This is a genomic window from Micromonospora sp. 050-3 (assembly GCF_046549335.1).
Taxonomy (GTDB): Bacteria; Actinomycetota; Actinomycetes; order Mycobacteriales; family Micromonosporaceae; genus Micromonospora; species Micromonospora trifolii.
The window spans coordinates 1,082,059-1,098,599 of sequence record NZ_JAJPVX010000002.1 but is presented as its reverse complement, the minus strand read 5'-3'; the positions used below and the strand labels follow the sequence as shown (position 1 = coordinate 1,098,599).

Below are 16,541 nucleotides of genomic sequence, written 5' to 3'. Positions count from 1 at the left end.
CGGCGCACTCCCCCGCTGTGCCGCCAGCAGGCTAACGCGATATAGCTTTTTTAGTCAACGTTGATTATTCCGCGTTGGTGCCGGGCGACTCCGCGCCGTCCCTCCACCCCGACCAACCCTGCGCTTCATCCAGCTCAGCAGGCAGGTACGACACTCCGGAATCGATCCGCTCGGCGATGCGCTCGCACCAGCTCATCTCCGCCTCAGCCCGTGCCGACCACAGCTCGAGCATCCAGCCCACGTGCGCCGGCTTTCGGTTGCGCACCCAGTCCGAATCGAGCGAGGCGCGCATCGACTCGACGCCGGCACGCAGCAGGTTGGCCCGGTTGCGCAGGGCGGCGGCCGCCTCGTCCCGGGGCATCGCCGGCAGGAAGGAGAAGGCCGCCGCGAACGGGTCGGCGGGCTCGCTGATGTTCCACCACAGGTTGCGCAGCAACGTCTCGAACTCGTCCTCCCCCTTGACGGTCACCTCGTACGTGGTGCGCGCCGGACGGGCGCCGACCTGCTCGGTCGCGACGGCGCGAAGCAGCCCTTCCTCGGTGAGCTTGCGCAGGGCGTGATAGATCGATCCGGGCTGCACGTTCGCCCACTTGTCGGCGCTCCAGCTCAGCAGCTCGCGGCGCACGTCGTAGCCGTGCACGGGCTGCATCCACCGCACCAGACCGAGAATCATCATCCGAGTCGAAGACACCCGATAAGCGTAATAGCCAAGTTTGACTAAGCCGTGGCGGGTGCAGTGCGGCATCCCACACTGAGCGATCGTTAGGGCCGCAGTGGGCGGCCGATACACTCCCCGTCAGTAACCTGCCCGGGAGGAGCCACGAAGGTGCGCAAGGTACTCATCGCCAACCGCGGCGAGATCGCCGTCCGGGTGATCCGCGCGTGCCGCGACGCTGGCCTGGGCAGCGTCGCCGTGTACGCGGACTCCGACCGCGACGCCCTGCACGCCACCCTCGCGGACGAGGCGTACGCCCTCGGCGGGGACAGCGCTACCGAGACCTACCTGCGCATCGACAAGCTGCTCGACGTCGCCGCTCGCGCCGGCGCCGACGCCGTACACCCTGGTTATGGCTTCCTCAGTGAGAACGCCGACTTCGCCCAGGCCGTCATCGACGCCGGGCTGACCTGGATCGGCCCCACCCCGCAGGCGATCCGCGACCTGGGCGACAAGGTCACCGCCCGGCACATCGCCCAGCGGGCCGGCGCACCGCTGGTCCCCGGCACCCCGGACCCGGTGGCCAGCCCGGACGAGGTGATGGCCTTCGCCGTCGACCACGGCCTGCCGGTCGCCATCAAGGCCGCCTTCGGTGGCGGTGGGCGGGGCCTCAAGGTCGCCCGCACGATGGAGGAGATCCCCCAGCTGTTCGAGTCGGCCACCCGGGAGGCGGTCGCGGCGTTCGGTCGGGGCGAGTGCTTCGTCGAGCGGTACCTCGACCAGCCCCGGCACGTCGAGGCGCAGGTCCTCGCCGACCAGCACGGCAACGTCATCGTGGTGGGCACCCGGGACTGCTCGTTGCAGCGACGTCACCAGAAGCTCGTCGAGGAGGCGCCCGCGCCGTTCCTCACCGATGCCCAGCGCGCGCAGATCCACGAGAGCGCCAAGGCGATCTGCCGCGAAGCCGGCTACCACGGCGCCGGCACCGTGGAATACCTGGTCGGCGTCGACGGCACCATCTCCTTCCTGGAGGTCAACACCCGACTCCAGGTCGAGCACCCGGTCACCGAGGAGACCGCCGGCATCGACCTGGTCCGCGAGCAGTTCCGGATCGCCGACGGCGAGAAGCTGCGGATCACCGAGGACCCGACGCCGCGCGGGCACGCGATCGAGTTCCGGATCAACGGCGAGGACCCGGGCCGCAACTTCCTGCCCGCCCCCGGCACTGTCACAGCGCTGCGCCTGCCCAGCGGGCCGGGTGTGCGGGTCGACACCGGCATCTCGGCCGGCGACGTGATCGGCGGCAACTTCGACTCGCTGCTCGCCAAGGTGATCATCACGGGTGAGACGCGGACCGAGGCGCTGGAGCGCGCCCGCCGCGCGCTGGACGAGATGGTCCTCGACGGGATGGCCACCGCGCTGCCGTTCCACCGGCTCGTCGTGCGGGACGAGGCGTTCACCGCCGAGCCGTTCACAGTGCACACGCGGTGGATCGAGACCGAGTTCCACAACACAGTGCCGCCGTTCACCGCCGCCGCCGGCGCCGCCGAGGCGCCGGCCGAACGCGACACCGTCGTGGTCGAGGTGGGCGGCAAGCGCCTCGAGGTCAGCCTCCCCGCCGGCTTCGGCGGGAGTACGACCACCGCGGCACCCGCCTCCCGCAAGGCGAGCCGGCGCGGTGGCGGTGCCAAGGCCGGCGCTCCGGTCGGCGGCGACGCTCTCACCTCGCCGATGCAGGGCACCATCGTCAAGATCGCGGTGGCGGACGGCGACACAGTGGCCGAGGGCGACCTGGTCGTGGTGCTGGAGGCGATGAAGATGGAGCAGCCGCTGCACGCACACAAGGCGGGTACGGTCAGCGGTCTCAGCGCCGAGGTCGGCGCCGTGATCACCGCCGGCGCCCCCATCTGCACCATCGCCTGAGCCGCCCGGCGGGCGGTCAGCGCAGGGTTTCGGCGGCGACCGCGCGGACGGCGGCGGTCAGGGCGTTCAGCACGTCCGACTCCAGCCGCCAGTGCTGCCAGTACAGCGGGACGTCGAGGTGTCGGCCCGGCGCGAGGTCGACACAGCGATCGGCGGTCAGGTCGGCCTGGGCGATCTGTTCCGGCACCATGCTCCAGCCCAACCCGAGCCGGATCGCCTCGCTGATCGCCGGCACCGACGGTATGTAGTGCACCGGCGGGTCGAGCGGTCGACCGGCCACCGCCCGGATGAACCGGTGTTGCACCCGGTCCTTCCGGTCGAAGACCACCAGCGGGGCGCTCGCCAGCGCGGCGGCGGTGAATCCGCCGGCGAAGTGGGACGCCGCGAATTCCGCTGTGGCCAACGCGCGGTAGCGCATCGACCCGAGCCGCAGCACCCGGCAGCCCTGCACGGCCTCCCGCTGGGCGGTGACCGCCGCCGTCACCGAACCGTCGCGAAGCAGCTCGGCGGTGTGGTCCTGGTCGTCCTGCCGCAGGTCGAACGAGAGCCCGGCCCGCTGCGGCAACCGGGCCAGCGCGGCGGGAAACCAGGTGGCCAGCGAGTCCGCGTTGACCACCACGGCGACCCGGATCCGGCCACCGCCGGCCAGCGGGCCGCGGGCGTCGGCCAGCGCCTCCCGTTCGAGCAGCGCGAGCTGGCCGGCCAGGCGCAGCAGCGGGCGGCCGGCGTCGGTTGCCGCGCACGGACGGGCGCGGCGGACCAGCACCTGGCCGACGGTCTCCTCCAGCGCCTTGATGCGTTGGCTCACCGCCGACGGCGTGACGTGCAGCAGCCGGGCCGCCGCGTCGAAGCTGCCCTCCGCCACCACCGCCGCGAGGGTCCGTAGCTGCGCCGAGTCGAGACCATTCATTAGCTGAGCTTAAGTTGCGTCAGAATCTTTAGTTGGACTGGTGGCCGTCGGCGGCCCTAGCGTCGACTCCGTGCTCACCTCCGCCGTCGCCGGCTTCTCGATCTCCATCGCGCTCATCGTCGCCATCGGCGCCCAGAACGCCTTCGTCCTGCGTCAGGGTCTGCGACGCGAGCACGTCGTAGCCGTGGTGCTGACCTGCGCCGCCTCGGACGCGCTGCTGATCATGGCGGGGGTGGCCGGGGTCGGTTCGTTGGTGACCGGCCGACCGGGCCTACTGATGGCGATCCGGTGGGGCGGCGCGGCCTTCCTGCTCTGCTATGCGGGGCTCGCCGCCCGCCGCGCCCTACGTCCCGGCGCCCTGCTACCCACTGAGCGTCCGCCGGCCACGTTGGGGACGACCCTGCTCGCCTGCGCCGCCTTCACCTACCTGAACCCGCACGTCTACCTGGACACCGTCCTGCTCCTCGGCAGCGTGGCCCAACAACACCCGCACCGGTGGGTCTTCGGCGCGGGCGCCGTCCTGGCCAGTGTGGTCTGGTTCACCGCGCTCGGCGTCGGCGCACAGCGTCTCGCGCCGCTGCTCGCCCGCGCCATGGCCTGGCGGGTGCTGGACGCGGTCATCGCCGTCGTGATGGCCGGGCTCGCCGTGGCACTCCTGCTGGGCTGACCGGCTCCCACGGCGAGCACCGACGCCGCTGCCGAGACCAGGCCCAACGACGATGCGAGTGTTTTCCGCGACCACCGGCGGTGGAACTGGCCGTGAGCGGGAATGATTGCCGGGTGCGTTTCCTTCACGGCGCGGCTCCCGCGCACGACCTGACCTATACCGACGTCTTCATGGCCCCGGCCCGCTCCGACCTGGCCTCCCGGCTCGACGTCGACCTCTCCACCGGCGACGGCACCGGCACCACCATTCCGTTGGTGGTATCGAACATGACCGCTGTCGCCGGACGGCGGATGGCGGAGACGGTCGCCCGCCGGGGTGCCATCACGGTGATTCCGCAGGACATTCCGATCGAGGTGGTGGCGAATGTCGTCGCCTGGGTCAAGCAGCGCCACCTGGTCTACGACACGCCCATCACGCTGGGCCCGACCGAGACCGTGGGCGATGCCATCCACCTGCTGCCCAAGCGCTCGCACGGCGCGGTGATCGTGGTCGACGACGCCGGCCGGCCGATGGGTGTGGTCACCGAGGCGGACACCACGGGCGTGGACCGCTTCGCGCAGTTGCGGCACGTGATGTCCACCGAGCTGCACACAGTCCCGGCGGACGCGGATCCGCGTACCGGCTTCGACCTGCTCTCGGCGGGCCGCCGCCGACTCGCCCCGGTGGTGGACGCCGAGGGTCGGCTGGTCGGGGTGCTGACCCGACAGGGCGCGTTGCGCGCCACCCTCTACACGCCGGCCGTGGATGACCGGGGCCGGCTGCGGATCGCGGCGGCCGTCGGGATCAACGGGGACGTGACCGGCAAGGCCGCGGCGCTGCTGGAGGCGGGGGTGGACACGTTGGTCGTGGACACCGCGCACGGCCACCAGGCACGGATGATCTCCGCACTTCAGGCGGTCCGGAAGCTCGACCCGGGGGTGCCGGTTGCGGCCGGCAACGTGGTCACCGCCGAGGGCGTACGCGACCTGGTGGAGGCGGGAGCGGACATCATCAAGGTCGGCGTCGGCCCCGGCGCGATGTGCACCACCCGGATGATGACCGGCGTGGGTCGACCGCAGTTCTCCGCCGTGCTCGACTGCGCGGCCGCCGCCCGCCAACTGGGCCGGCACGTGTGGGCCGACGGCGGGGTGCGGCACCCCCGGGACGTGGCGCTCGCACTCGCCGCCGGCGCCTCGAACGTGATGATCGGCTCCTGGTTCGCCGGCACCTACGAGTCCCCCGGTGACCTCTACACCGACGCGGACGGCCGGCGGTACAAGGAGAGCTTCGGAATGGCCTCGGCTCGGGCGGTCAGCGCCCGAACCGCCGACGACAGCCCGTACGACCGGGCCCGCAAGGCGGTGTTCGAGGAGGGCATCTCCTCGGCCCGGATGCACCTGGACCCCGCCCGCCCCGGTGTCGAGGACCTGATCGACGAGATCATCGCCGGGGTGCGCAGCGCCTTCACCTACGCCGGTGCGCGGGACCTGACCCAGTTCCACGAGCGGGCCATCGTCGGCGTGCAGAGCGCCGCCGGCTTCACCGAAGGAATGCCCCTCCCCACCAGCTGGTAAGGCGCCCTCCACCGCGTCGATCATGGAGTTGTGGTGCCTCACAAAAGGGGCAGCGATGGGCGAATTGCCCACCACAACTCCATGATCGACGCGTGTCGGCGCGATCTGACCCTCGCCGGTCGCCCGGTCACCCCGCTGGCGCAGCGCACCGCCCTGCAGATCGTGTTCGTGGCCACCGCTGCGGCAATTTCGTTTGGCCCCTGACTATCAGGGAGCTAACCTACCTGTCGTGGAACTCGTGACCCTCCAGGACGTGCCGCTCGGCCGGCTGCTGGTGGTGGCCGGGCACCTGGTCGGGCAGCGGTGGAACCGCTACCTCGCCGAGGAGCACGGCCTCACCCAGGCCGGCATGATCACCCTGATGACGCTCGCCCGACACGGCGAGTTGCCGCACCGGGCGGTCGCCGAGAAGGGGTTCGTCCGCCCGGCGACGCTGACCGGCATCGTCGACACGCTCGAGCGCGACGGTCTGGTCGAGCGGCAGCGCGACGACAACGACCGACGCAGCATCCGACTCGCCATCACCCCCGCCGGGCGGGAACGGGTGGCCGCGCTCGGCGCGCTCATGCACTCCGGACGGCCCCTCACCTCGGTCGACGCCGACCCGGCGAAGGCCCAGGTGATCCGGGAGTTCCTGCTTGAGGTCATCGGCAGCGGAGACGACCCGCGGATGACCGGACGCCCTACCGAAACGAAGGACCCGGCGTGCTGATCCGACTCCTGCGCGGCCAACTGCGCACCTATCAGAGACCGTTGCTGGCGGTCGTGCTGCTCCAGTTCGTGGGCACCATGGCCTCGCTCTACCTGCCCAGCCTCAACGCGGACATCATCGACCAGGGCGTGGCCCGGGGCGACACCGACTACATCGTGCGCACCGGCGGCTGGATGCTGCTGGTCAGCCTGATCCAGATCGTCTGCTCGATCGCCGCCGTCTACCTGGGCGCCCGGGTCGCGATGGGCTTCGGCCGCGACGTACGCGCCGAACTGTTCGGGCACGTCAACCGCTTCTCCGCCCGCGAGGTGGCCCGGTTCGGGGCGCCGTCGCTGATCACCCGCAACACCAACGACGTGCAGCAGGTGCAGATGCTCGTGCTGATGAGCTGCACGATGCTCGTCGCCGCACCGATCATGAGCGTCGGCGGCGTGTTCATGGCGCTGCGTGAGGACGTCGGGCTCTCCTGGCTGATGCTGGTCAGCGTGCCGGTGCTGGCCATCGCCCTCGGCGCGATCATCCGTCGGATGGTGCCGGGCTTCCGGCTGATGCAGACCCGCATCGACACCGTCAACCGGGTGCTGCGGGAGCAGATCACCGGCATCCGGGTGGTCCGCGCGTTCGTCCGCGAGCCGTACGAGACGGACCGCTTCGGCGTCGCCAACGCCGACCTGACCGCCACCGCTCTGCGTACCGGTCGGTTGCTGGCGTTGATCTTTCCGGTGGTCATGCTGGTGCTGAACGTCTCCAGCGTGGCGGTGCTCTGGTTCGGCGCGCAGCGGGTGGACGCCGGCGCGATCCAGATCGGCGCGCTCACCGCGTTCCTTCAGTACCTGATGCAGATCCTGATGGCGGTCATGATGGCCACCTTCATGCTGATGATGGTGCCGAGGGCTGCAGTCTGCGCCGAGCGGATCGTCGAGGTGCTGGACACCGACTCCTCGGTGGTCCCGGCCGCCGCGCCGGTCACCGAGCTGCCCACCCGAGCCGAGCTGGAGCTGCGCGGGGTGCGCTTCCAGTACCCGGGCGCTGTGGAGCCGGTGCTGCGCGACATCTCCTTCCGGGCGACCCCGGGCACCACCACGGCGATCATCGGCAGCACCGGCGCGGGCAAGACGACGCTGCTGTCGCTGATCCCCCGCCTGGTCGACGTCACCGCCGGCGCGGTGCTGGTCGACGGGGTGGACGTGCGGGAGTTGGCGCCGGACGAGCTGTGGCGACGCATCGGCCTGGTGCCGCAGCGGCCGTACCTGTTCACCGGGACGGTCGCCAGCAACCTGCGCTACGGCAACCCGGACGCCACCGACGAGGAACTGTGGACGGCGCTGGAGATCGCCCAGGCCCGGGACTTCGTGGCCCAGATGCCCGGCGGGCTGGACGCCCCGGTCGCGCAGGGCGGCACCACCGTCTCCGGTGGGCAGCGGCAACGCCTGGCCATCGCCCGGGCTCTGGTCCGGCAACCGGAGATCTACCTCTTCGACGACTCGTTCTCCGCGCTCGACCTGGGCACCGACGCGCGGCTGCGAGCGGCACTGCGGCCGGTCACCGCGCAGGCGGCGGTGGTCATCGTGGCCCAGCGGGTCTCCACGATCATCGACGCCGATCAGATCATCGTCCTGGAAAACGGAGGCGTCGTCGGAGTGGGACGACATGCGGAGTTGTTGGAAACCTGCCCGACGTACGCCGAGATCGTGGCCTCGCAGCAGACCACGGAGGTGGCGGCATGAGCGAGCGTGACGAGCCGCGCACCGCGGCCGTACCCAGTCAGAAGCCGGCCGGCGACGGACGGACGCCGGATGAGACCGCGCAGCAGACCGGCGGTGGCGCGGCGACGCCGAAGCGGCTGCCGCCCGGCGGTCAGCGCGGTGGCCCGGGATGGATGAGCGCCGGGATGCCCGCCGAGAAGTCGATGAACTTCGGGCCGTCGGCCCGACGGTTGCTCGGCCGGCTGCGCTCGCACCGACTGCACCTGGCCGCGATCATCACATTGGCCCTGGTGAGCGTCGGGTTCAGCGTGGCCGGGCCGAAGATCCTCGGCCACGCCACCGACCTGATCTTCACCGGGGTGATCGGTCGGCAACTGCCCGCCGGCACCACCGCCGAGCAGGCCGTCGCGGCGGCCCGGGCCAGCGGCAACGACAGCTTCGCCGACATGCTGGCCCGCATGGATGTGGTGCCCGGGGTGGGCATCGACTTCAGCGCCCTACGTCGGGTGCTGCTGCTGGCGCTCGGGCTCTACCTGGCGGCGAGCCTGCTGTCCTGGTGGCAGGGTTGGCTGCTCAACGGGGTGGTCCAGCGCACCGTGCTGCGGCTGCGCGCCGAGGTGGAGGAGAAGCTCAACCGGCTGCCGCTGCCCTACTTCGACCGGCAACCGCGCGGTGAGTTGCTCAGCCGGGTCACCAACGACATCGACAACATCTCCACCAGCCTCCAGCAGACCCTCAGCCAGCTGCTCACCTCGCTGCTGACCGTCGTCGGCGTGCTGGCAGTGATGTTCTGGATCTCGCCGGTGCTGGCCCTGGTGGCGCTGGTCGCGGTGCCGTTATCGGTGCTGGTCACCCAGCGCATCGCCAAGCGCTCGCAGAAGCAGTTCATCGCCCAGTGGACGCACACCGGCGAGCTGAACGGCCAGATCGAGGAGGCGTACACCGGTCATGAGCTGGTGAAGGTCTTCGGCCGGCAGCGTGAGGTCGAGGCCGCGTTCCACGCGAAGAACGAGGAGCTGTTCCGGGCCAGCTTCGGGGCACAGTTCATCTCCGGGATCATCATGCCGTCGATGATGTTCATCGGAAACCTGAGCTACGTAGCGATCGCCGTGGTCGGCGGGCTGCGGGTCGCCTCCGGCACGATGAGCCTCGGCGACGTGCAGGCGTTCATCCAGTACTCCCGCCAGTTCACCCAGCCGCTCACCCAACTCGCCTCGATGGCCAACCTGCTCCAGTCCGGGGTGGCGTCGGCCGAGCGGGTCTTCGCGGTGCTCGACGCGGACGAGCAGACCCCCGACCCGGTCGAGCCGGCCAGGGTGACCGACCCGCACGGTCGGGTCGAGTTCGAGCACGTCTCGTTCCGCTACGAGCCGGACAAGCCGCTGATCGACGACCTGTCGCTGGTGGCCGAACCGGGGCACACGGTGGCCATCGTCGGCCCGACCGGCGCCGGCAAGACCACGCTGGTCAACCTGGTGATGCGGTTCTACGAGCTGGACGCCGGCCGGATCACCCTCGACGGGGTGGACATCACGACGATGCGCCGCGACGACCTGCGGGGCCGGATCGGGATGGTGCTCCAGGACACCTGGCTGTTCGGCGGCACCATCCGGGACAACATCGCCTACGGGCGGCCGGACGCGACCGAGGAGGAGATCCTCACCGCCGCCCGGGCCACCTTCGTGGACCGGTTCGTGCGCAGCCTGCCCGACGGCTACGACACCGTCATCGACGAGGAGGGCAGCAACGTCAGCGCCGGCGAGAAGCAGCTCATCACCATCGCGCGGGCGTTCCTCGCCGAGCCGTCACTGCTGATCCTCGACGAGGCCACCAGCTCGGTGGACACCCGCACCGAGGTGTTGCTGCAACGGGCGATGGCCGCGCTACGCTCGGACCGGACCAGCTTCGTGATCGCGCACCGGCTCTCCACCATCCGCGACGCCGACCTGATCCTGATGATGGAGAACGGTCGGATCGTCGAGCAGGGCACCCACGAGCAGTTGCTCGCCGCCCAGGGCGCGTACCACCGGCTCTACCGCTCACAGTTCACCGGCGCGGTGGTCGACGAGGAACCGGCCGCCCAACCGGCGTCGGTCTGAGGTCGGGCGGCCGTGCGCGCGAGACGATCGGTGGGCGTGTCAGTCCGGCGGCAGCAGGTCGGTCGCGCGGGCGGCGACCTGCCCGTCGATCAGGGCGAGCGCGGCGTCGGCGGGCATCGGGGCCAGGGCACGGCCGCCGCGCAGGCGCAGCGCCAGGTGCCCGTCGGCCACCTCCCGGGCACCCAGCACCCCGAGGTACGGGACGCGGCGGCGGGCCGCGTCCCGGACCCGGGCGCCCAGCGAGCCGGAGGCGTCGACCTCGACCCGCAGGCCGGTGTCGCCCGCCCGTCGGGCCAGGTCGGCCGCCGCGTCGGCCTGGCCGTCGTCGACCGGCAGCAACACCAACTGGACCGGCGCGTACCAGGCCGGGAACGCGCCCTCGTGCACCTCGATGAGGTACGCGAACAGCCGCTCCATGCTGCCCACCAGGCTGCGGTGCACCATGACGGGCCGACGCCGGCTGCCGTCCGAGTCGGTGTACGACAGGTCGAACCGTTCCGGCTTGTCGAAGTCCAGCTGGATGGTGGAAATGGTCGACTCCCGGCCGGCGGCGTCGACGATCTGAATGTCGATCTTCGGGCCGTAGAAGGCGGCCTCCCCCGGTGCCTCGACGTACTCCACCCCGGCCAGCGCCTCCCGGAGCAACTCCTCGGCGCGGGCCCACTGGGCGTCGTCGCCGACGTACTTCTCGCCCGGTCCGCGCAGCGACAGCCGGAACCCGGCCGGCCGGACACCGAGCGCGGCGTGAGCGGCACGGATCAGCCCGAGGATCTCGACGACCTCCGCGCCGACCTGCTCGGGGGCGCAGAAGGTGTGCGCGTCGTTGAGCGAGATGGCGCGTACCCGGGACAGCCCGCCGAGCACGCCGGAGCGCTCCGAGCGGTACATCCCGCCCAGCTCCGCTATCCGCAACGGCAGCTCCCGGTAGGAACGGCCCCGCGCCCGGAAGACCAACGCGTGGTGCGGGCAGAGCGCCGGCCGGAGCACGAACTCGTCGTCGGCGCTCAGCCGCATCGGCGGAAACATGTCGTCGGCGAAGTAGCCGAGATGGCCGGAGAGTTCGAAGAGTTCCCGCTTGCCCAGCGGCGGCGAGTAGACGTGCTGGTGGCCGGAGCGGCGCTCCAACTCCCGGACGTACTCCTCGACGGCGTGCCGGGCGGTGGCGCCGGCCGGCAGCCAGATCGGCAGGCCGGCGCCGGCCAGCGGGTCGGAGACGAAGAGGTCCAGCTCGCGGCCGAGCCTACGGTGGTCGATCATGTCGGGCTCCTGGATCGGGTACGACCCGGAGGCGACCTGAGCTCCGAACGGCGCGCTGCCCTCGGGGGCGGATCGCCCCGGGGCCTGGTCGACGACGGTTACGTCAGAGCGGCTCGCCGGGGACACCCGGCGTCGTGGTCATCACTACCGCGCTGCGCATACGGCGACCGTAGCCGCGCGACGTTCGGGAATGCACCCGGATTTGCGGCGGATAGGTGGGCCGCCGGCGCGGGACCCGCCGGCGGCCCTGGCGGCCGAATCGTCAGGAACGGGGGACCCGACGGGCATGGCCGCGCCGACAACGGTACGCCGACGAGCGCCGTTCTGCCGCCCGCCTCGGACGGGTGGAACGGCCTCCGAACCCGTCACCCGGCAGCGATCGGCCTCGTTGTAGCTGGGTGGCCCAGTCGTGTCGACGGTCACGACGGGCCGGGGCCGTCCACCGTGACGCCGGACACGACGTCAGGCTCAAGACACCCAATCGGCCGCATCCGGCGAGGTGGCAGGCGTGCCCGAACTTCTGACTGACGTCGCGTCGCCGACGTGGGCGTACCTGGTGCTGCTCGCGCTGCTGATCGCGGACGCCTTCGTGCCGGTGATCCCCACCCAGATCGTCATGATCACCAGTGGTGCGCTCACCGTCTACGGCGGGCTCAGCCTGCCGGTCACCATCGCCGTCGGCGCGCTCGGCGTATTCGCCGGCGACCTGGCCTGCTACCTGCTGGGGCGCAGCGCACCGGACCGGCGGCCACCCCGGCACGCCGAGCTGAGCCGCGCCCGCCGGGTGGCCAGCCGGGTCACCCAGGGGCTGCGACAACCCGGGCCGCTGGTCATCCTGCTCTGCCGGTTCGTGCCCGGCGGCCGGATGGCGGCCTGCTTCTCGGCCGGGCGTAGCCGCTACCCGTACCGCCTGTTCGTGCTCTACGAGGCCGTCGCCGCGCTGGGCTGGGCCACCTACGGCGCGCTGGTCGGGCACCTGGGCGGCACCGCACTGACCGAGTCGGCCTGGCGGCTGGCCATCATCGCCACCGCCGCGGCGGCCGGATTCGCCGCGGCCGGATGGGCGATGACAGTGGTCAGCGCCCGCCACGCCCGCGCCGCCGCCACCGCCACCGCCGCCACCGCCGCCGCCGCGGTCGACGTCCCCATCGACTGAGTGTCGCCCCCGGCCTTCGCGAGCTTGCACTTACTGTCCCGGCAATTGGGGCATGCCGCACATTCGAACGACCGAGAACGCACGATCTCGGGGTTGCCGGAAGGCCTCTAGGGGTGGTCCCGGGGGTTGATTTCGGTGGCTGTCCCGGATTCGGCTGGGGTGCCCGCGGCGACAGGCTGAGGCATGCCTGTTACCCGGAGTACCGGCCTGCTGGCCCTGGGCGGGATCGCCCTGGCGGCGCTGCTCACCGTTATCGGCCACCTCGAAGTCAACGACGACCTCAACCCGTGGGCGTTGACCATCAGCGACTTCGCGGTCTCCGACCGGGGCGGCGTCATCGACATCGCCATGGTGGTGCTCGCGCTCGCCACAGTGGCGTTGCTCTACGGACTGCGCCGCGCCGGCCCACCCCGGCCGCGCTCCGGACGAACGGCCGAGCTACTGCTCGGCGCATGGGTGGGTGGGCTGCTGCTGGCCGCCGTGGTGCCGACGAACGAGCCGGGCACCGCCATGACCACCGCCGCCTACCTGCACCGGTACGCGTCGGTGATCGCCTTCCTGGCGTTGCCGGCGGCCGGTTGGCTGCTCGCCCGCCGACCTGACCTGACGCCCGCCGCCCGGACGCTACGCACCCTGGTCCTGCTGAGCCTGGCCCTGGCGGCGGCGATGATCTGGTCCGCCTACCCCGGCGACCGGATGCTCATCGGCCTGGCCGAACGCCTCCTGATCCTCACCGAGGTCGGGGTTCTGACCACGGTCGCGGTGCTCCAGACCCGCCGAGCGGTCGATCAAGGAGTTGTGGCGCCTCACCAAAGCGGCATTGCGGCCTGAACCGGCCACCACAACTCCTTGATCGACGAGAAGACCGGTCACTCCAGCTCGTGCAGCATGAGCTGGCGGGCAGCCTCGGTGATGGAGCCGGACAGCGACGGGTAGATGGTGATGGTCTGGGCCAGCTCGTTGACGGTGAGGTTGTTCTCCACCGCCATGGTGATGGGCAGGATCAGCTCACTGGCCTTTGGAGCGACCACGACACCGCCGATCACCTGACCGCTCGCGGGACGGCAGAACAGCTTCACGAAACCGTCGGAGAGGTCGTCCATCTTGGCCCGCGCGTTGCCGGACAGCGGCAGCATCACCTGCCGGGCCGGCACCTTGCCCGCGTCCACCTCGTCCTGCGAGACACCCACGGTGGCCAGCTCCGGGTCGGTGAAGACGTTCGCCGCGACGGTACGCAGCCGCAGCGGGCGGACCGCCTCGCCGAGCGCGTGCCACATGGCGATCCGGCCCTGCATGGCGGCGACGCTGGCCAGCAGCAGCACGCCCGTGCAGTCGCCGGCGGCGTAGATGCCGGGCACGTTGGTCCGGGAAGCCCGGTCGACTGTCAGGTAGCCGCCTCGGCCCAGCTCCACCCCGTACTCGGTCAGGCCCAGGTTGGCCGTGTTGGGGATCGAACCGACGGTGATCAGCGCATGCGAGCCGGTCACCTTACGACCGTCGGAGAGCTCCACCTCGACGCCGTCGGCGGTACGCCGGACCGCGTCGGCCCGGGAGTTGTTGAGGATCTCCATGCCCCGGTTGCGGAACACCCGCTCGATGGCGGAGGCGGCGTCGGCGTCCTCGTGCGGCATCACCCGGTCCCGGCTGGAGACCAGGGTCACCTCGACCCCCATCGCCAGGTACGCGCTGGCGAACTCCGCGCCGGTGACGCCGGACCCGACAACGATCAGGTGCTCGGGCAGCTCCGGCAGGTCGTACACCTGTCGCCAGGTCAGGATGCGCTCACCGTCCGGTACGGCGGTGGGCAGCTGGCGGGGCGTCGAGCCGGTGGCCACCAGCACGGTGGACGCGTCGATCGAGTACTCCTCGCCACCGTCGGAGGGAGTGACGACGACCCGGTGGGTGTGCCCGAGGGAGTCCTCGCCGAGCCGGGCGGTGCCGGCCACGAAGGTGACCCCCGCCTTCAGCAGCTTGGCGTGGATGTCCGCAGACTGCGCCAGGGCCAGCCGCTTGACCCGCCCGTGCACCGCCCGGGCGTCGACGGTGACCGCCTCCAGGCCGTCCGAGTGCACCCCGAACTCCTCGGTGTCGCGGTAGCCGGTGACCACCTGCGAGCTGGCGATGAAGGTCTTCGACGGTACGCAGTCGGAGAGCACGCAGGCGCCGCCCGCGCCATCGGCCTCCACCACTGTGACATCGGCGTCCAGCTGGGCGGCGACCAGAGCCGCCTCGTACCCGGCCGGCCCCCCACCGATGATCACGATCCGGCTCACAGCGTTCGCCCTTCGTCCATGCTCACAGTGACTTTCTTCTCCCGAGCGCATTCGACACGCACTGTCGTATTCTCCCCCACCCGTCGGCCGGGCTATCGTCATCGCCGTGCGTCATCACGCCGCCTACGGCTCAAATCTCGACCCCGCCCGGATGCGCGCCTATTGTCCGCATTCGCCGATGGTGGGCACCGGCTGGCTGGAGGGCTGGCGGCTGACCTTCGCCGGGGCGGACGTGATCGGCTGGGAGGGTGCGGTGAGCACCCTGGTCGAGTCTCCCGGTGACCGGGTCTTCGTGGCGCTCTACGACATCCACCCGTACGACGCGGGGCAGCTCGACGAGATCGAGGGGGTGACCGCCGGCACGTACCGCAAGCTGCACGTGCGGGTCTCCACCCTCGAGGGCGACGTGACCGCGTGGATCTACGTCTTCAACGGGTACGAGGGTGGCCTGCCGACCTCTTGGTATCTGTCGGAGATCGCGAACGCCGCCGAGAAGGCGGGCGCCCCGGACGACTACGTCGCCGAGCTGCGGGCCCGCCCCACCGGCACCGCCTCGCCGTAGCAGCGCGTATCGCACCCCTCCAGTGTGCTACCGCTGTCGACCGGAACGCCGGGCGGGCCGGGCCGGGGTCGCCAATCACACACCGGCGGCCGAGACGGAAAGCTCGTACATGTCGGCCCACAGGGTTTCCCGCAGGCCCACCGACTCGTACAGCGACAGCGGGGCGGTCGGGTTGGTGAGGTCCACGCCGAGACCGGCGGACCGCCGCCCCTTCTCGGCGTAGCGGGCGAAGGCGCGGCGCAGCAGCGCCGCACCCACACCCCTGCGACGGTACGCGGACAGCACCGACAAACTCTTCACCCAGCCCGACTGCTGGTCGACCGCCTGGTCCGAGGACCGCAACGCGCCGACCGGCACCCCGTCCACCTCGGCGACGAACCACTCGTCCCAGGCGGCCAGGTCCCCGATCCGGGCCCGCCACCGCTCGTACGACAGCGGCTCGTGATCGGCGGTGTCGGCGAAGGCGGTATCGGTGATCCGGTGGAACTCCCGCAGGTCGGCCTCGTCGTCGGGGCGGACCGGCCGCACCGTCACTGCCGATGGACCGGCCGGCTCGTCGGGCAGGTCGTCCAGCGGCCCGCTCATCCGGACGTACCTCTTGACCAGGGTGAACCCGACTTCGCGCAGGGTTCGTTCCCAGTCGCGTTCCGGCGCGAAGACCGCGCAACGGACGGTGAGCGATGGCAGCCCCCGCTCGGCGGCGCGCTCGGCGACCCGGTCCAGTTGTCGAGTCAGCAGCGACGCCCGAACGGTCGCGGCGCGTACCGGGTCGACGTAGATCTCCACGAACTCCCGGCCGACGCCGGTGGGGTTGTCCACCGTCGCCCAGCCGACCACGTCGCCCTCCGGGTCGACCGCCAGCCAGGAGTCCCGGGTCGGGTCGAAGTGGGGGGCGGTCAGTGACGCGGCGACATCCTCGGCGTCGAAGTCGGGATGGCCGATGGTGAAGGTGTCGGCGGCGTGCACCACCGCGAGGATCGCCGGCACGTCGTCGAGGGTGGGCCGGCGCGTCGTCCAACCAGCGGGAAGGGTCACGGCAGGACATCCTGGCAGCCGATCCGCTGCGGC

At 71.3% G+C, this 16,541-nt stretch carries 14 protein-coding genes and 1 pseudogene; 10 read left to right on the top strand and 5 right to left on the bottom strand.

All coding sequences use genetic code 11. From position 1 onward, the window contains the following. Window positions 1–64: 64 nt before the first annotated feature. Window positions 65–676, bottom strand: coding sequence for a PadR family transcriptional regulator (locus ACLJOK_RS20110; RefSeq protein WP_410821544.1), 612 nt, complete (start codon window positions 674–676; stop codon window positions 65–67). Between the two features lie 150 nt (window positions 677–826). Between ACLJOK_RS20110 and ACLJOK_RS20105 the strand changes: the two genes are divergently transcribed. After that, the gene (locus tag ACLJOK_RS20105) at window positions 827–2,578 is read left to right on the top strand and encodes an acetyl/propionyl/methylcrotonyl-CoA carboxylase subunit alpha (protein WP_410820268.1); all 1,752 of its coding nucleotides are present in this window, start codon (window positions 827–829) and stop codon (window positions 2,576–2,578) included. Between the two features lie 16 nt (window positions 2,579–2,594). Here ACLJOK_RS20105 and ACLJOK_RS20100 read toward each other — a convergent pair whose 3' ends face one another. Then, entirely contained in the window at window positions 2,595–3,488 is an 894-nt protein-coding gene (locus ACLJOK_RS20100; protein ID WP_410820267.1) for a LysR family transcriptional regulator ArgP, read from the bottom strand. A 70-nt stretch (window positions 3,489–3,558) separates the two neighbouring features. Between ACLJOK_RS20100 and ACLJOK_RS20095 the strand changes: the two genes are divergently transcribed. The 6 genes and pseudogenes from ACLJOK_RS20095 to ACLJOK_RS20070 all read left to right on the top strand — a co-directional run bounded on the left by ACLJOK_RS20095 (window position 3,559) and on the right by ACLJOK_RS20070 (window position 10,225). After that, entirely contained in the window at window positions 3,559–4,155 is a 597-nt protein-coding gene (locus ACLJOK_RS20095; protein WP_410820266.1) for a LysE/ArgO family amino acid transporter, read from the top strand. A 113-nt stretch (window positions 4,156–4,268) separates the two neighbouring features. Then, window positions 4,269–5,708 carry a GuaB1 family IMP dehydrogenase-related protein gene (locus tag ACLJOK_RS20090; RefSeq protein WP_410820265.1) on the top strand — a complete coding sequence of 480 codons (1,440 nt, stop codon included), beginning with the start codon at window positions 4,269–4,271 and terminating at the stop codon, window positions 5,706–5,708. 96 nt (window positions 5,709–5,804) lie between these two features. Continuing rightward, window positions 5,805–5,912, top strand: a pseudogene (locus tag ACLJOK_RS20085) (DoxX family protein); the annotation flags it as partial. A 25-nt stretch (window positions 5,913–5,937) separates the two neighbouring features. Next, on the top strand, window positions 5,938–6,420 hold the full coding sequence (locus ACLJOK_RS20080; protein ID WP_091394443.1) for a MarR family winged helix-turn-helix transcriptional regulator: 483 nt from the start codon (window positions 5,938–5,940) through the stop codon (window positions 6,418–6,420). Next, complete coding sequence (locus ACLJOK_RS20075; protein ID WP_410820264.1) at window positions 6,414–8,147, top strand: ABC transporter ATP-binding protein; 1,734 nt, start codon at window positions 6,414–6,416, stop codon at window positions 8,145–8,147. The genes ACLJOK_RS20080 and ACLJOK_RS20075 overlap by 7 nt, the downstream gene beginning before the upstream one ends. Further along, the gene (locus ACLJOK_RS20070; protein ID WP_410820263.1) at window positions 8,144–10,225 is read left to right on the top strand and encodes an ABC transporter ATP-binding protein; all 2,082 of its coding nucleotides are present in this window, start codon (window positions 8,144–8,146) and stop codon (window positions 10,223–10,225) included. Before ACLJOK_RS20075 ends, ACLJOK_RS20070 begins: the two co-directional genes overlap by 4 nt. A 39-nt stretch (window positions 10,226–10,264) precedes the next feature. Here the strand turns inward: ACLJOK_RS20070 and thrS are convergent, their stop codons facing one another. After that, window positions 10,265–11,482, bottom strand: coding sequence for a threonine--tRNA ligase (gene thrS / locus ACLJOK_RS20065; RefSeq protein WP_410820262.1), 1,218 nt, complete (start codon window positions 11,480–11,482; stop codon window positions 10,265–10,267). A 508-nt stretch (window positions 11,483–11,990) separates the two neighbouring features. On the opposite strand from thrS, the gene ACLJOK_RS20060 reads away from it, so the two are divergent. Then, complete coding sequence (locus tag ACLJOK_RS20060; RefSeq protein WP_410820261.1) at window positions 11,991–12,638, top strand: DedA family protein; 648 nt, start codon at window positions 11,991–11,993, stop codon at window positions 12,636–12,638. Window positions 12,639–12,821: 183 nt separating this feature from the next. After that, the gene (locus ACLJOK_RS20055; RefSeq protein WP_410820260.1) at window positions 12,822–13,469 is read left to right on the top strand and encodes a DUF998 domain-containing protein; all 648 of its coding nucleotides are present in this window, start codon (window positions 12,822–12,824) and stop codon (window positions 13,467–13,469) included. A gap of 38 nt (window positions 13,470–13,507) precedes the next feature. Here the strand turns inward: ACLJOK_RS20055 and ACLJOK_RS20050 are convergent, their stop codons facing one another. Beyond that, window positions 13,508–14,911, bottom strand: coding sequence for an NAD(P)H-quinone dehydrogenase (locus ACLJOK_RS20050; RefSeq protein WP_410820259.1), 1,404 nt, complete (start codon window positions 14,909–14,911; stop codon window positions 13,508–13,510). Between the two features lie 106 nt (window positions 14,912–15,017). Between ACLJOK_RS20050 and ACLJOK_RS20045 the strand changes: the two genes are divergently transcribed. Beyond that, window positions 15,018–15,473 carry a gamma-glutamylcyclotransferase gene (locus ACLJOK_RS20045; protein WP_410820258.1) on the top strand — a complete coding sequence of 152 codons (456 nt, stop codon included), beginning with the start codon at window positions 15,018–15,020 and terminating at the stop codon, window positions 15,471–15,473. Between the two features lie 75 nt (window positions 15,474–15,548). On the opposite strand, the gene ACLJOK_RS20040 is transcribed toward ACLJOK_RS20045, so the two are convergent. Beyond that, window positions 15,549–16,508, bottom strand: a complete 960-nt coding sequence (locus ACLJOK_RS20040) for a GNAT family N-acetyltransferase (RefSeq protein WP_410820257.1) — start codon at window positions 16,506–16,508, stop codon at window positions 15,549–15,551. Window positions 16,509–16,541: the final 33 nt, after the last annotated feature.

What these genes read in the sequence shown, in the direction of transcription:
- ACLJOK_RS20100 (WP_410820267.1), bottom strand. Translation starts at nt 3,488, where the DNA reads ATGAATGGTCTCGACTCGGCGCAGCTACGGACCCTCGCGGCGGTGGTG.
- thrS (WP_410820262.1), bottom strand. Translation starts at nt 11,482, where the DNA reads ATGATCGACCACCGTAGGCTCGGCCGCGAGCTGGACCTCTTCGTCTCC.
- ACLJOK_RS20070 (WP_410820263.1), top strand. Translation starts at nt 8,144, where the DNA reads ATGAGCGAGCGTGACGAGCCGCGCACCGCGGCCGTACCCAGTCAGAAG.
- ACLJOK_RS20110 (WP_410821544.1), bottom strand. Translation starts at nt 676, where the DNA reads ATGATGATTCTCGGTCTGGTGCGGTGGATGCAGCCCGTGCACGGCTAC.
- ACLJOK_RS20055 (WP_410820260.1), top strand. Translation starts at nt 12,822, where the DNA reads ATGCCTGTTACCCGGAGTACCGGCCTGCTGGCCCTGGGCGGGATCGCC.